This is a genomic window from Ktedonobacter racemifer DSM 44963, from assembly GCF_000178855.1.
Classification (GTDB): Bacteria; Chloroflexota; Ktedonobacteria; order Ktedonobacterales; family Ktedonobacteraceae; genus Ktedonobacter; species Ktedonobacter racemifer.
The window spans coordinates 3,616,223-3,629,688 of the sequence record NZ_ADVG01000001.1 but is presented as its reverse complement, the minus strand read 5'-3'; the positions used below and the strand labels follow the sequence as shown (position 1 = coordinate 3,629,688).

The following is a 13,466-nucleotide window of genomic DNA, read 5'->3' as shown; positions in this document are numbered from 1 at the left end:
GGAAAGAAAAGGAATGCTTTTTGAGTGGTGCAAGGTAGGAGTAGATAGTGTCTTATTTTTTCATAAAAAAGAGGAGGCTCCCCATTGTTGCAAGCCTGGTAATCTCACTGTTGCTTTTGTGGGGTATCTCATCAACGGCGTTCGCTGCTTCCAGGCAGGCAACAGTCGCCAAGAGCCCCAAAGGAGCACCATCTTCTCTGGCAAAGACACGCAACGCAATAAAGGGTGCCCATGGGTACCCCTTCTCGAAGTTCCCAAATCGTCTCAATTATCAGGTGAACAATCAATACAAAGAGGGGAACAGCAACAACAGTAATAACAGCTACTACTGGGGCGTTGACCAGGGCAATAGCGGAAATCGGGGATATAATGCGGGCAACAATCAGGACAATGCCAGCAACAGCGGAGACCAGGTCAACAATCAGAAAAGTATTATCGGAACCCAGATCAACAGACAAGTGATCCGCCGAGGAAACGGCAGCAACAACAATAACAGCTACTACTGGGGCGTTGACCAGGGCAACAGCGGGAACCAGGGTTATAACGTGGGCAACAATCAGGACAACGCCAGCAACAGCGGGAACCAGGTCAACAATCAGGCAAACGCTATTGGAAAGCAATTTAATGCTGCGGGAAGCACGGTGAACAATCAAGGGAACACGATTGGCTATCAGGAAAATCATAACACGTACAACTTGCTCCCCGACCTCCTTCATAGTCTGGGAGGCAAAGGGAATTATCAGGGAAACACCGTGAGGCATCAGGAAAATCATAACACGTACAACTTGCTCCCCGGCGTGCCTCTTTTGGAACTGACAACACACCGTTAGAACATGGAAGAGCCTGTATTGCACCTGCTTTGAGGACTGGCAAGACGGTAAGGGAAAACGTGTCGCGCACGTCAACCTGGCGGGATATCACGCCAGCCGATCGGCTGTGCATCTAAACTGAAAAAAGAGACGGGAACGTTTTCCTGTCTCTTTTTTGGTGAGCCACTGAGACTATGGCGCAAATCCTCCATGTCGTTTACAGGTGCAAATGGATCAGTTTTTGAAGAAGGTACACTGATCATAGTGAGAGGTTATCCTGGCGAACCCAGTAAGAACTTATCCGAAAACTGAGAGACGTTCACAATGATGGAAACACATGAGAGCACAGGCCAAACGCAGGAAGGCATCATAGGTGCGGTCCAGCTTTTCCCAACGAATGATGATTCGACGCCAGCGATTGAGCCAGGAGAAAAGGCGCTCGACCACCCAGCGCCTGGGGACTTTGGTCGTTTCCAGAGCGTTGGCAGGCTCCTGGGTCTCTCCTTGTTGCGAAAGCGCTTGCCAATACCACGCATGGTTATGGCGATTAAGGCGAACATGCGGCTCATACCCCTCCTCATAGAGCAGGCTGTAGATGACATCATAGTCATAGCCAGCATCCAGGCACAGATGCTGGGGATGCTCAATGGTGGGTTCAGGGCGTGCAATCGCGTGATGCTCCAACGTCGCAGCGACCAGTTTCATATCATGGCGATTGGCCCCATCAATGACCAATGCCAAGGGCAGACCTCGGCGATCACAGAGAATGCTCCGCGCGGGTTCCCTGCTTGCCGCGATCGGTGGGAGCGGGTCCGACCGCGGCTTGGGCAAAAGGGGCTTTGCTCGTCGAGCTATCCAGGCTCTGCCAGTCCCAGCCAATGCCTTGCAACTCGTCGTAGAGGTGCAGACCTGCTTTCCACAGGCGAGCGAAGACGCGCTTCCGCTTCCCATTGACGGAACCGGTCATAGACGGTAGAACTGGCACCCATTTCACGGGGCAAGGCATTCCATTGAATGCCCGTTCGCAGAATATAGACGATGGCTTCAAACATCGCTCGATCATCGGCGGCTGGTCGTCCTCCCTTGGGGTGAGGAAGGCGAACAGGAATCAGAGGACAGACGTGTTCCCACAATTCATCGCTGACTTTCCATGGATGGGTTCGAGCCATATGCTTGTTTCACCTCGCTTGGTTTTCTTTTCATTGTACCAACCACAGTTTTCGGATAAGCTCTTAGTACGTATTTCAAGAAATACGAAAAGGAAAGATGTTTGTCCAGCGCCAGAAAGGTAGGAGAGTGTGATGGTTTCTTCTTTCAAAAAAAAGAGGGTGATCCTCATTGTTACAAGCCTGATAATCTCAATGGCGTTGTTATCAGGTATGCCTTCAATTGCGTTTGCCTCTTCAAAGCGGGCAACAGTCGCTATGAGCCCCAAAGAAACAACATCTTCCCTAGCAGTGACACGCAATGCAACAAAGGATGGCTATGCGTACACGCCCTCGAATTTCTCGAATCGTAAAAATTACCAGGTGACCATTCAAAACATACAGACAAACGACTACAACAGTAATAACCCCTATTATGAGGGAGTTAATCAGAACAACAGCGGAAATGAGGGAAATAACTGGGGCTACTATCAGAACAACCACAACAGGGAAGGGAACCAGGTAAACAATTAGGGGAATGGCTATTAAGATGCCGTTTAATATCCCGGGTAGTCAGGTAAACCATCAGGGGAAACACCGTTGTGAAGGAAAAGCCCTTATCGCAAGTGCTATAAGGGCTGGTTATACCAACGTTTCCTACTCGTCTCGATAGCGTTTGTACTGAATAGTTGGTGTGCGAGAGTCGCGATCATTCAAGATGGTGACCTCTCCATCCTCTTCCAATTCTTCCCACTCCTCCGGGGTTGCTGTCAAAGGAATATCGCGTAACGGCCGTTCGTCTTGCTGTCGCGGTTGGCAAAGCAGAAGAATGCCCACAACGACCAGCGCAAGAATGACAAGAAGCATCATAGTGCTAGACCTCCCTTGCATTATGCAGGTAAATTGACGTGGATAGCTTCACAGGGCAGGCACTCTGTTTGATCTGCTGAGCACACGAGGGACACAGCGAAGAAGACCAGTCAGCAGGGAACGGGCCTGCTGACGTTTTTTTGTACCAGCAGCTAACACAATGGCGTTGCGCTTGTATGGGGGCCTGCTCTAAGAGGCCTTGATAGTGTTGCCATAGATGTTCATTCATGGCTTACGGTCTCCCTCCTGGTCTCGCTCATCAGCCGGTCGAGAAGTGCCAGTAGGTCATCCTCTAACACCTGATCAACTTCATAGGCTTCGTCTGTAGGTGTGTGTGTGCCGCGGGCCGCCCTCCGGTCGAGATAGGCCCGCTCTCGTTGCTGCTTGCACGCCAACTGGTCGCGGGTGTGGCAAGTTTTTTTGCGTGAAGCGGAGTCCAGGCAATAGAGAGATGGTACGATCGGCTACCATGCGCTCAGGCGCTTAAACTGTAGAAACTCGCGAAGCACTTGGGTGCTGAGACGTCTGCCACAAGCAGGGACCTGAGCAGTCACCTTGTGACTACTCACCACAAAAAATGTCCCCGTTTGGCGAAAAACGACATATATCTATGACATCGCGATGAAAGACCTTTGTAAAGGTCAAGAAAAACCATAGAACAAGTTAGAGGACCTGGAATGTGAATATATTGCTTGTCTTGCCATCGCTTTTCCAACCTTCCATCGAACTCGATGAGGAGAAGAAGCGGGAGGTTGAGCTGATAGAGGCGGCGAAGGCCAATCCGGAGGCCTTTGCTCCCCTTTATGAGCGGTATGCGTATCAGGTATATTGCTACACGCGAACGCACGTGCATAGCGAGGAAGATGCAGCGGATTTGACGCAGCAGACCTTTCTGCACGCGTTGCGTGCGTTGCCGCGCTATCAGTTACGTGGCATTCCCTTTATTGCCTGGCTTTTTCGTATTGCGCTCTATACTATCCGCCAGAAACAGCGCAAGGAGCGTGGCACGGTCTCCTGGGATTTGTTGCCGGAAATACTGCATTCCAAAGACGAGTTGGGCCCTGAGGGAGCGCTTCTGGCTCAGGAACGACTCAAGCGGGTTGAAGATCTTCTTGTGCGTTTAAAACACTCGCAGCGCGAGATGCTTGCGTTGCGCTTCGCTGCGGGCTTACGTTCATCCGAGATCGCTGCTGTGCTTGGCAAGAGCCAGGCGGCTGTCAAGAAACAACTTTCGCGTATTCTCCACACACTGAAGGAGGGCTACCGTCAAGATGAAGAAATTTGATATAGAGCAAGAGTATTCTGATCTCCTGGAGCAGGAGCACGATCAGGTGACTCGCACACTGCTCAGCGACCTGCATACAGCGTATACGCACCCAGTGCCCCCACTCTGGCTGAGCTGGAGAACGACGAAGGCTCGCTACCTAGAAGAGACGCTGACGAAGCGCACAGCCGCGCTTCCACGCCATTTCGCGCCAGCCCACCGTTTCTCATTGAGTATGGGAACCGCCATCGCGCTTCTGTTCGTAGTTGTGACCCTTGCCAGTGCCTCTACCTTCGCGCTCTCGCCACAGGTACGTGAGGTATTAGGTTTGATGAGTTTTGGAAATCCTCCATCAGAGGTCATCCATAACAGCGACTATACTCTGCGGCACCAATCACGGACGATTGGAGGTGTCGAGGTGACCCTTGAAGGGGTATATGCGGATCAGGTTGAGATCTCTATTGGCTTTTCAACGCGCTCAACGTCGAAGAATACGCCTCCGATTGATGTACCACAGCTACGAACCAAGCAAGGGCAGACGTTGCCTGGATACATTGGTGGCATTACCAGCGAGTCTGCGCAGGCGTGGAGCTATGACGCTACCAGTATTACTGGCAATCCACGGCAACTTGACCTGCTGCTCGATATCTCTATTGGTCATGAGAGGGCAACCATTGCCTTCACCGCCCCATTTCATCCGGGGAAGGTGATACAGTTCAACGGATTGCAGGCCACCTCAAATGGGGTGACGCTCACGCTCGACAAGATGGTCCACGCTCGCTCTGGCACCGAGTTCTTCATCAGGGGCTATCAGGGCAAGCGAGGTTTCCGCACTCAAGCCACACTGAGTAGCTCTGAGGCGTCAAACTACGAGATGTCAGGCATGCCTGAATTTAAACGAGTTATCTACGCTCGATATATCCCGATCGAGAAGAGTAAAAACTGGTCTCTCACCATCAAGGACATCATCCCTAAAGGGAACCCAGATACGCCGAAGGACGCAAAACCCAGCACGTGGACATTCAATTTCCAAGTGTCCTAGCGTCGTGCTTCGGTCAAGAGACAAGATGAGAAGGCAGCCTTAGGGTTGCCTTCTTGTGGGGTGGCACTATGAGAGGTAGACCCAGGATATCCTTCGCGCAAAAAAACTTGCCACACCCACTGGTCGCGTAAGCCTTCTAGCCAGCGTTGCCCCTCCTCAGATGTCATGAGGTCAAAGGGCTTGCGATAAGAAATGGTGGCCTGTGCATTGCTGTGACCAGGGCGACGAGAGGGGGTACGTCGTGATGTACGAGCCATATTCTATATTTGCCCTCCTCGCCAGCGGATCACGTCAGCCATGACACTCTGGATATAGGCCGCTTCGTCGTTGTTGTCCCTTTGGGGGGCATACTTAGGAATGATGGTTGCAACCGTGGTCCGGCCGTCTGCGATATAGACCGTCTTCATGAGGGTGTACCAGTCGGCGACACTGGCCCGCCAGGAAGAGTAGGCCCGATAGCCGCCGCTCGGGTCACATCGCCAGCCCTCGGTACAGCGGATATTGCCAATGCTCAGCGTGACCACTGAGACGCCGCGTAGGCCGAAGGTGCTTTCGTGATGGAAAAAGGCCAGTGCGAACACGGGATCAATCCCGTAGGCCACGCCCTGGTCATACATGGTTTGCCCGATGCCCTGTGCAGGTGAACCCGCCGCCATAAGCACGCGGTCAATGAACGCCGCCGAGATGGTAGGTGACCTCGTGATGGTGTCCGAGGTCGATACAGTAACGGTGTGCGATGCTGCAAAGGTGGTTGGAATGGTGTTTTGCTGTGTACCTGCCCAGGCGTAGACACATCCGCCTGCAACCAGGATAAGCAAGAGCGTGAGAAGTGTTTTCTGCATGTGGAGATCCTTTCCACAGAAAACCCCACATGGTATACTTGTCCATGTGGGGCAAAGTTTTTCCACAGGCGGGACCCTCTGACAGAAGTCGCCAAACTACAGTGCAGAGAGCCGCCTTTATTTTTTGTCTTCAAGAACGGCGAGCGGCCGCCCTGGTCGCCGTAAGTGGAGGCGCTTGACCTTCGCGTGAATACGCCGCTGCGTTGAGGGTGGTAAGGTGTGCAGGCGCTCAAAGGCATCAGGGCGGCCACACATCAACGCGCCAAGCAAGATGTTATGGCCGTACTGGGTCTTGCGCCATTGCTCAAAGCGATCAGCGGCCCGGCCAGCTGCGTCGAGCTTGAATGGCTGGAGGGTGTCTCCTTTTAAACGAATGGTCTTTGGCTCGTACCAGTGCATAGTATCGATAGCCAGGACAGGCACCTCCAGGCATGAATCATGTGTCCCTGCCACAACGCAGGTGATCTGATGTTGCCAGCGTTCCACACAGTTCAAGGAGTTGGCATACCAATAACTGGACCGCGCTAAGATGACCGCTTGATAGACCACGCCGCCACGGCTCAGAGAGACGCTATTGCCGTGGACGGTGCCATCATGCACCTGGACCCCGAGGGCGCTTTGAAGCTGGTAGAGCGTGGCCCACACATCTTCTTGTTTGTAGTGGCTATAGCGTCTCTCTAGCATGGCTTAGAGACCCCCCGTATTTGGATCATAGCCGTCCTCACGTTCCCGCTTGCGTTGTGACCGTAAGAATGCCCGTTGCTGTTCTAGAGCATTCTCCATATTCATCTGCGCAAACTGGTTCATAAAGTTGGCTTCGCTCTTTTCGCGGTTGATAGTGTTCTGGTCGCGCTGCATATCCAGCATCAACTTGGATTCTTCGCGCTTGCGTTCCATCGCTGCTTCACCCAGCACCTTCATGCCCTCTTGTTGGGCGCGCATAGTGCGAACCACACGGGTGATAGTGGTCTCGGGTGGGAGCAGGAAAAACGCAATGTAGGCATCACCCAGGAGCACACCCAGCACACGCACGATGATGAAAAAGTAAATCCAGTTCGCACCATCGCTCGTATGCGCTACGTTCGTGACTAGAGCCAGGAAGGCGACCTGACCCGTGATGTTGACCACTGCCATACACACCCAGGCCACAACCGCGCCAAAGGTGTCATGCTCTTTGGTCTCTCGTCCGCGCTCTCTCGCCTCCGCTGCACGCTTTTTGCGGCTAGAGAGATCATAGGTGGCGATCATAAAAGGGACTTCGATCAGGAGCGTGACGCCCCATAAAAGCACCTGGTTCCAGATGTTTTGCTTTTCGCTGATGGGTAAGAAGTGCGCCAGGTAGTAGAAGACTTCGCCAGCGGCCCCACAATGCGCCAGATTTCCTTGATGATATCAAGGATACGATCATGGGCGGGCGCGTCGTGGGTGACTTCTGCCAGGATGGCATAGTTGCGCCGCTGAATCTCTTCTGGCCCCATCTCACTGTAAGACATGACCACTTCACCTTCAACAATTTTTTCGCTGTCTTGCCGCTGGATGGTAGACCCTCCGCTTACGTTCGTCGAGGGGTACGATCCTTGCTTAGCGAAGGGATTGAACTTCCCTATTCCTGATTTGATGGCACTGAGAATTGCCAAGAAACCACCTCCATGTTTGTGAAAAAAGTTGGCAACAAAATCAAACTAGCCGTGTTGTAGCCGGGTACTAGCCGACAAAAACGAGTGTAAAAAGCGATGAAAAGATCGTGGCTTGCTTAGGGCCTGCTCACGATTTTTCACCGCAGGATGCGCTACAAAAACTACTTACGAACGCGTAACGTTTCGCGTCGTTTCTTCGCCTCTTCGCGTCGTGTCTTGCGTTCCAGAATGACATTGGCCTTGGTGACGCGCTCCCAGGAGATATCCAGGGCGCGCAGAATACGGGCGTAGTGCTGAAACATGAACTCGTTGTTCGCGGCCAGCTGCTTCTTGGCGAACTCTTCGCGCTCAGCCTGGACAGCTTTGTAGTCTTCAGCACTAATGGTGCTGGTCGAGAAACTGTACTTCGCATTGGTCGCGTTTGGGGCCGTGCTATCTGCCATAAAAGAGACTCCCTTCTCGGCTGAAATGGATTGACCCAACCTTGACTTCCAAGGCTTGCCTCTAGCTTGAGAAGGCGAAAGCCAGGGGTAAACCTTGAAAGGACGCTATATGCAGTTTTCCAGGTCTCCTGCTGTACCTAGTCAATCACTCGTCCAGGTAGTACGCGCAGCCTCCGCCCCGTTAATGCCTTTTTGCCGCTTTGCAGCTACTCAGGTGTGGCTCGCTGGATAGTGCATACAGTGGCTATAGATAGCCTATTCAGTTGGTAACGTGCTTGCGAATATCTCGCGATAGTCTTAAATGTTTTTGAGAACTACCATTTCTACCAAAGATTATAAGTGAGATTTTTGAGAGTTTCAAGGTTTTTAAGACCAAATTGAGAGTTTTGAGAGAATCAGTGGTATAATTGGGATAGATTAAGCCAATTATCCTACAGGAGGGAGCACAGTGACGGACTACTTAACCGCAAGTGAAGCAATAGAAGTACTTAAAATACCTGCTTCCACTTTTTATCGCCTTGCTAAAGAGGGCAAAATCGCAAAGCATTATCCAACGGCTGTCAGTAAGCATGGTGTGTATGATGCTAGAGAGATAGCACGATTAGGCAGTAAGCTAAAAAGAGATGCTACACCACAACAATTAGGGGAAACAAACTGGATTCAAAGTTCTGATGTAGGCAACATGTATGATTTGGAGTACACGGTCTACGGCGATGAGACCGGCAATCCATCTATAGTCAGAAAGTGGTATGAGCGCAATCCACAGATATGCCGTGTGCTTTATAACAAAGAGGATCGCCGCGACTTCTGGGGAGCGCTTAATATGCTACCACTCAAGGAAGAGACCATTTTCAAGCTTCTACGAGGTGAGATACGCGATATAGACCTGGACCCCCAGAAGGATATTCTTACGTTTGAGGAGCCAGGTACATACGATTTCTATGTAGCCTCCGTTATTGTTCGCCCTGATAAGAAAAACCATTTCTTGGCGCTTGTAAACGGCGTGTTTAATTTCTGGTGCGAACAAGCACCAGAGCGGATGCTTGGGAAAATATATGGGCGCGTTGTTTCTGGTGATGGCGAAATGATGGCTAAGAAGCTCTTCTTCTCCCCGCTATGGCACATTTCTGACAGTGCGTACGTATTAGATATGAACCGCCCGAACCCATCGCGCCTCGTACAAAGTTTTCAGTATGCAGTGAATTCTAAGATAGAAGAAGCTTCTTTGACAGCCAAAATGACAGCCAAAGAAGCGAACAATAGCGAGCGTAGGGATATGTCCACAGATGAAGTTTAAGCACTGAAGACGAACATGCAGCGACTATAATATACTGTTCGTGTACAGAGTAGTAGGTTGTACAAGTTGAGCGAGGAGAATACATATGCCAAAGGTGAGACAAGAACAAGAGGTCCAGGAGTTCTCCACAACGAAACCTTCGTTAAGTGAGTCTCTCTGGGATTTGACGAACTCGCCCTACGCGCAGAATATAATACAGCGGGGGGAAGTATTGGCCGACGAGCTGCGGACACGCGGAGAACGCGTGGCCTCCACTGTGCGTCATCGAGGCCGCAAGCAGAGCCAGCAATTGGCGAAGTACGGCGAGCATTTACGCCAGGACCTGGGTGAATATAGCGAACAGGCCGCTCACGAATTCGCGAAGAGACGCGAGCAGGCCGCGCATGAACTGGCTCGTTTTAGTGATCGGACCGCGAAGCGACTCTCAAAGAAGAGTGAGAAGGCTGCTCGTTCTGTGACAAAGAAGAGCCGGAAGATCAATAAAGGTCTGAACGAGTATGGCCAGCGCGTATTCCAGGGGATCAGCGAACAGGATGGACGCTTCTGGGCGCTTATCGGCTTCGGTATTGGCCTGGTTGCCACAACGATTGCCATGATTTTTGTCCTACGTAAGCGTATGCAACAGCCTGAATTGACAGAGGAAGAGCATGTCCTGCTCAAACAGAATGGAAATCTGCGCGAGAAAACTGTTGAAACCGCGCGAGGAACTATTCACGCCATTAACCTGCCTCGTGAGGAGGACGCGCAACTAGCAGAGGCTGCCCTACCGATTGTAACCGAAGAGCAACCGCCAGCCGACCAGGAGACTGCAAAACTGGTTGGTGTGGCAAGTTCAAAGCGTTACTATCCTATTGGCACGCCTCAGCAACTCACATCTGAGTCGATCTCACCCCTGGATATCGTCTACTTTGAGTCAGAGGCTCAGGCACAGGCCGAGGGATATATACCCGCGGAATAGCCTGTCAGAAGCACAGTTAAAAGACGGGAGGACTCTCCTCCCGTCCACACTTATTTTTGGGTGGCTCTATATCTCTCTTTAAAGGCTCTATAAGCCTTTCTAGGGGAATTTGGTTTATTGAAGTTTGTCTAATAATTTCTTCTGTTGTTGATCGTCTTTGGTGTCTAAATTGGTGTCAGCTTTGGTGTCGAAGGCCGGATTTGGCTCAGCTTAGATGAGGGCTTGATTTTTTTCAACCTGAGCCATAGACCAGAGCTATAAGGTCGACCGGAAGTGTTCCTTGTATAGAGCTGACCAAAATAACGATGGCGGTGCTGCTTCTCTTTTCGGTTTCTCAATGCTAGTTTTTCCCGTTATTTGAGCATTCATAGCAGCTTGGATGTACTTTATGTGCTCTATAGCTTGGATGTACTTTATAGCTTGGATGTGCTTTATAACTTGGATGTGCTTTATAGCTTGGATGTGCTCTGTAGCTTGGATGTGCTCTGTAGCTTGGATGTCCTCTGTAACTTGGATGCGCTCTGTAAATTGGATGTACTGACTTAGTGACCTGAGTTCCTCTCGGACTATGTTTATGAATGCGATGTAGTTGGCCTCTGTCTCTTGCACTTCTGCAGTTTCTAGTGCTGTTTTGATTGTCTCGACAGAGAGACGCAACGTTTCAAGCCTCATGTGGTGTTCTGGTGTCATCGCTATCCTCCTTCTGGATTGGAGAACGTCAATGTTTGCGGTGTTCTACCTCTTTATTTATTATGGTCAAGGTAGAAAAGCTCCACCAGGCCTTAGGCTATAGCTTCCTTTTCATGGAGTATTGGTGCTCCTGATTTGGTTATAGAAATTGCCTCTCCAAGCACAGCTTGCCATTGATGCGTATAAGAAGGCTAGAAGCTGGTTTATCTATTCTACTTCTAGCCTTCTTGTGGTGCAGATGGGGAGAGTTGAACTACGCCATGACGTATTTTTCGTTGGCTTTATACGTGCCTTGAGGGCTATCCAAGCGGCTCTAAGCAATTTGGTTTGTTGAAGTTTGTCTAATGATTTCTTATGTTGTTGATCGTCTTTGGTGTCTAAATTGGCGTCAGCTTTGGTGTCGAAGGAGAGATTCTAGTAGGTTTATTTGAGGGTATTTGTTGTCGTCTTCCTGGTGCTTAGAATCTGGCTTTGGTGTTTCTGGATGCTCGTGATTTCTTTTAGACGTTTGCGAGTGTCGCTGTCCTAAATGCTGTACTGGTGTGTTGGCTTTAGAATCGTGATTTCTATGGCTTACTACTTCGTTAACGAGAATACCAAAACCTTTATGATTGTTTCTTTTTTTGCATGCTTGCTTCACTCGTTTTAAATGCTTGTTCTACCAAGTGAAAGAGGAGGCTTACATCAAAAGGTTTGTATAGTGCTTGCACGCCTTGTGAGACTAAATATCCTTCCTGGTCTCTAACTTCAGATATAGCGGCACTACACACGATAATAGGTGTTTTTGAAGTGGGAGGATACATCTTGAGTAACTGTAACATTTGCCATCCGCTTTTTTGGTTGCCAAAGACGATATCGAGAATGATGAGATCTGGTTTGATCTGCTCTACCTCTTTTATATTCTGTATAGGAAAAGAGGAGAGAACTACTTCATAGCCTTCAGGCTCTAATAGTTCACGAAACATCTCAAGTATGGACTGGGTGTCATTAACTACTAATATTTTCTTTCCCATATCTTTATTGTTCTCCTCTTGAGGAGTGTGCTTTACTTTTTTGTCTTGTCTTTATTCCTTGGTCATACATACACGTTTCATGATCATATTTTGGTAACTCTGAAAAGAAGGATTTGCAATAGCCTGCAGAAGTAAGCCTCGTTTTTGGGAATGTTTCTTTTTTGAGCATGTATCATTAGAATGCTTACCAGGCGTATAGATTAAAATATGGTATATCCTGCATATGTGGCTGTTGGAAAGTATGCGTCAAAAGGCAAAGTTTGGGTAGCAACTGATGTCGTTTTTGATGGAGTAGCATGCAGGGAGGCTTGTTTGTGCAGGAGGATGATATTCTTTTTTACCTTTCGGAGTTGGGTAAGCAGTTGGAGGAACTGGGTATCTCGAAGAAGAGACCTGTTGAACTTGAGATGATTGGTGGTGGGTTTATGCTGACACAGATTCATAACCGTCCCTTTACGGAAGATGTGGATGTGTTAGTGATGAATCCTGATGCTCTGGCCGATCCCGATCGCTATCGTGTGTACAAGAATGCAGTGCGATTTGTGGCCTATGATTATGATTTGAGTGAGAAGTGGTTGAGTGACAATATTGGCGATTTTATGCAGATGGTTGGTCGTGTGCCTAAAGGAAAGCTCTGGAAGCAGTTTGGTCCATTGAAAATCTATATTCCTCCTGCTGATTATATCCTGGCTTTGAAAATCATTGCTGGCCGACGAAAAGATATGGATGATATTCATGCGTTGCTGCATCGCCTTAAGGTAACAAGTCGTCAAAAAGCACAGCGTCTTCTTGATAAATACGTTACAAAGGATATGCAGAATTATCATAGTGTTGAGGACACGCTAGATAAGTTCTTTTAGCTGCGGTATGTTGGCTTTCTTGGGATTGGTCTGATATACTGAAGACCAGTAGAAAGAAGGATTTTCTATACAGTGGAGGTATAGAGATGAAGCTTAGCCACTGGCAGACGATGAAGCTTTCATTTGAGCAGATACGAGATGGTATGCAACCTTGGGTGGCGTTAGGGAATTTTATGAATAACTGGTATGCGTATCATGCCGATCAAAGGGCGGTCTTGATAGCTGACCCGTTACCTCCACATGACACAACGAATATGTATGTTCATCGTTGGGCGGTCTTTTGTGTAGCTGCTGTTGAGTGGTTTGCTCGTAAATATGGAGAAGAGTGTCCTGCCTGGGTCTTCGATGAGCAGTATACGCTATCTGAACCGTGGTTTTTTGATGCGAAGGAAAAGGTGCGGAAGCGGGAGATGGAAACGACGCCAGAAGAGTTTTCGCGACGAAAGATTTATTGTGGAGGTCGTGTCTTCGCCAACAAGTGGGAGCTGGACGAAGAGATAGCTAAGATAAAACAACTTAGGCAACAATCAGCCTAGAACATAGGTTATAAAAGATCCTGGTAGCTTTACACTACCAGGATCTTTTATTTGCTCTCT

General features: G+C 49.5%; 17 protein-coding genes and 1 pseudogene. 8 read left to right on the top strand and 10 right to left on the bottom strand.

From position 1 onward, the window contains the following. The first annotated feature begins 47 nt into the window (after window positions 1–47). Window positions 48–830, top strand: a complete 783-nt coding sequence (locus tag KRAC_RS15455) for a hypothetical protein (protein WP_007908468.1) — start codon at window positions 48–50, stop codon at window positions 828–830. 276 nt (window positions 831–1,106) lie between these two features. On the opposite strand, the pseudogene KRAC_RS15450 reads toward KRAC_RS15455, so the two are convergent. Then, window positions 1,107–1,978: pseudogene (locus tag KRAC_RS15450) on the bottom strand (IS5 family transposase). 132 nt (window positions 1,979–2,110) lie between these two features. Between KRAC_RS15450 and KRAC_RS15445 the strand changes: the two are divergent. After that, window positions 2,111–2,488, top strand: a complete 378-nt coding sequence (locus tag KRAC_RS15445) for a hypothetical protein (protein ID WP_007908464.1) — start codon at window positions 2,111–2,113, stop codon at window positions 2,486–2,488. Window positions 2,489–2,611: 123 nt separating this feature from the next. On the opposite strand, the gene KRAC_RS15440 is transcribed toward KRAC_RS15445, so the two are convergent. After that, window positions 2,612–2,824, bottom strand: a complete 213-nt coding sequence (locus KRAC_RS15440; RefSeq protein ID WP_007908463.1) for a hypothetical protein — start codon at window positions 2,822–2,824, stop codon at window positions 2,612–2,614. A gap of 679 nt (window positions 2,825–3,503) precedes the next feature. On the opposite strand from KRAC_RS15440, the gene KRAC_RS15435 reads away from it, so the two are divergent. After that, complete coding sequence (locus KRAC_RS15435) at window positions 3,504–4,109, top strand: RNA polymerase sigma factor (RefSeq protein ID WP_007908459.1); 606 nt, start codon at window positions 3,504–3,506, stop codon at window positions 4,107–4,109. Next, window positions 4,096–5,130, top strand: a complete 1,035-nt coding sequence (locus KRAC_RS15430; RefSeq protein ID WP_007908458.1) for a DUF4179 domain-containing protein — start codon at window positions 4,096–4,098, stop codon at window positions 5,128–5,130. Before KRAC_RS15435 ends, KRAC_RS15430 begins: the two co-directional genes overlap by 14 nt. Here KRAC_RS15430 and KRAC_RS15425 read toward each other — a convergent pair. The 6 genes from KRAC_RS15425 to KRAC_RS15400 all read right to left on the bottom strand — a co-directional run bounded on the left by KRAC_RS15425 (window position 5,127) and on the right by KRAC_RS15400 (window position 8,052). Next, entirely contained in the window at window positions 5,127–5,387 is a 261-nt protein-coding gene (locus tag KRAC_RS15425; RefSeq protein ID WP_007908456.1) for a hypothetical protein, read from the bottom strand. The two genes, KRAC_RS15430 and KRAC_RS15425, sit on opposite strands and share 4 nt — an antisense overlap. Before the next feature lie 3 nt (window positions 5,388–5,390). Then, window positions 5,391–5,972: a glucosaminidase domain-containing protein gene (locus tag KRAC_RS15420; protein ID WP_007908454.1), complete on the bottom strand. Its 582-nt coding sequence runs from the start codon at window positions 5,970–5,972 to the stop codon at window positions 5,391–5,393. Window positions 5,973–6,089: 117 nt separating this feature from the next. After that, window positions 6,090–6,656 (bottom strand): hypothetical protein, encoded by a 567-nt coding sequence (locus tag KRAC_RS15415; protein WP_007908451.1) that lies wholly within the window; start codon window positions 6,654–6,656, stop codon window positions 6,090–6,092. A 3-nt stretch (window positions 6,657–6,659) separates the two neighbouring features. Beyond that, entirely contained in the window at window positions 6,660–7,262 is a 603-nt protein-coding gene (locus KRAC_RS15410) for a hypothetical protein (protein WP_007908449.1), read from the bottom strand. Continuing rightward, window positions 7,235–7,609, bottom strand: a complete 375-nt coding sequence (locus KRAC_RS15405; RefSeq protein ID WP_007908447.1) for a BAR domain-containing protein — start codon at window positions 7,607–7,609, stop codon at window positions 7,235–7,237. Before KRAC_RS15405 ends, KRAC_RS15410 begins: the two co-directional genes overlap by 28 nt. A 161-nt stretch (window positions 7,610–7,770) precedes the next feature. Beyond that, window positions 7,771–8,052, bottom strand: a complete 282-nt coding sequence (locus KRAC_RS15400) for a hypothetical protein (protein ID WP_007908446.1) — start codon at window positions 8,050–8,052, stop codon at window positions 7,771–7,773. 448 nt (window positions 8,053–8,500) lie between these two features. On the opposite strand from KRAC_RS15400, the gene KRAC_RS15395 reads away from it, so the two are divergent. Both KRAC_RS15395 and KRAC_RS15390 read left to right on the top strand, forming a co-directional pair. Further along, the gene (locus KRAC_RS15395) at window positions 8,501–9,349 is read left to right on the top strand and encodes a helix-turn-helix domain-containing protein (protein ID WP_007908445.1); all 849 of its coding nucleotides are present in this window, start codon (window positions 8,501–8,503) and stop codon (window positions 9,347–9,349) included. 85 nt (window positions 9,350–9,434) lie between these two features. Further along, on the top strand, window positions 9,435–10,307 hold the full coding sequence (locus KRAC_RS15390; protein WP_007908444.1) for a tumor necrosis factor receptor family protein: 873 nt from the start codon (window positions 9,435–9,437) through the stop codon (window positions 10,305–10,307). Between the two features lie 255 nt (window positions 10,308–10,562). Here KRAC_RS15390 and KRAC_RS15385 read toward each other — a convergent pair whose 3' ends face one another. Together KRAC_RS15385 and KRAC_RS15380 are read right to left on the bottom strand one after the other, a co-directional pair. After that, window positions 10,563–10,997: a hypothetical protein gene (locus KRAC_RS15385; RefSeq protein WP_007908443.1), complete on the bottom strand. Its 435-nt coding sequence runs from the start codon at window positions 10,995–10,997 to the stop codon at window positions 10,563–10,565. A gap of 605 nt (window positions 10,998–11,602) precedes the next feature. After that, the gene (locus tag KRAC_RS15380; protein WP_007908442.1) at window positions 11,603–12,010 is read right to left on the bottom strand and encodes a response regulator; all 408 of its coding nucleotides are present in this window, start codon (window positions 12,008–12,010) and stop codon (window positions 11,603–11,605) included. 314 nt (window positions 12,011–12,324) lie between these two features. On the opposite strand from KRAC_RS15380, the gene KRAC_RS15375 reads away from it, so the two are divergent. Together KRAC_RS15375 and KRAC_RS15370 are read left to right on the top strand one after the other, a co-directional pair. After that, window positions 12,325–12,870 (top strand): hypothetical protein, encoded by a 546-nt coding sequence (locus KRAC_RS15375; protein ID WP_157506464.1) that lies wholly within the window; start codon window positions 12,325–12,327, stop codon window positions 12,868–12,870. 86 nt (window positions 12,871–12,956) lie between these two features. Continuing rightward, a complete protein-coding gene (locus tag KRAC_RS15370; RefSeq protein ID WP_007908440.1) occupies window positions 12,957–13,406 on the top strand; it encodes a hypothetical protein in 450 nt (149 codons plus the stop codon). Window positions 13,407–13,466 lie beyond the last annotated feature (60 nt).

What these genes read in the sequence shown, in the direction of transcription:
- KRAC_RS15445 (WP_007908464.1), top strand. Translation starts at nt 2,111, where the DNA reads ATGGTTTCTTCTTTCAAAAAAAAGAGGGTGATCCTCATTGTTACAAGC.
- KRAC_RS15440 (WP_007908463.1), bottom strand. Translation starts at nt 2,824, where the DNA reads ATGATGCTTCTTGTCATTCTTGCGCTGGTCGTTGTGGGCATTCTTCTG.
- KRAC_RS15430 (WP_007908458.1), top strand. Translation starts at nt 4,096, where the DNA reads ATGAAGAAATTTGATATAGAGCAAGAGTATTCTGATCTCCTGGAGCAG.
- KRAC_RS15425 (WP_007908456.1), bottom strand. Translation starts at nt 5,387, where the DNA reads ATGGCTCGTACATCACGACGTACCCCCTCTCGTCGCCCTGGTCACAGC.
- KRAC_RS15420 (WP_007908454.1), bottom strand. Translation starts at nt 5,972, where the DNA reads ATGCAGAAAACACTTCTCACGCTCTTGCTTATCCTGGTTGCAGGCGGA.
- KRAC_RS15415 (WP_007908451.1), bottom strand. Translation starts at nt 6,656, where the DNA reads ATGCTAGAGAGACGCTATAGCCACTACAAACAAGAAGATGTGTGGGCC.
- KRAC_RS15400 (WP_007908446.1), bottom strand. Translation starts at nt 8,052, where the DNA reads ATGGCAGATAGCACGGCCCCAAACGCGACCAATGCGAAGTACAGTTTC.
- KRAC_RS15390 (WP_007908444.1), top strand. Translation starts at nt 9,435, where the DNA reads ATGCCAAAGGTGAGACAAGAACAAGAGGTCCAGGAGTTCTCCACAACG.
- KRAC_RS15385 (WP_007908443.1), bottom strand. Translation starts at nt 10,997, where the DNA reads ATGACACCAGAACACCACATGAGGCTTGAAACGTTGCGTCTCTCTGTC.
- KRAC_RS15380 (WP_007908442.1), bottom strand. Translation starts at nt 12,010, where the DNA reads ATGGGAAAGAAAATATTAGTAGTTAATGACACCCAGTCCATACTTGAG.
- KRAC_RS15370 (WP_007908440.1), top strand. Translation starts at nt 12,957, where the DNA reads ATGAAGCTTAGCCACTGGCAGACGATGAAGCTTTCATTTGAGCAGATA.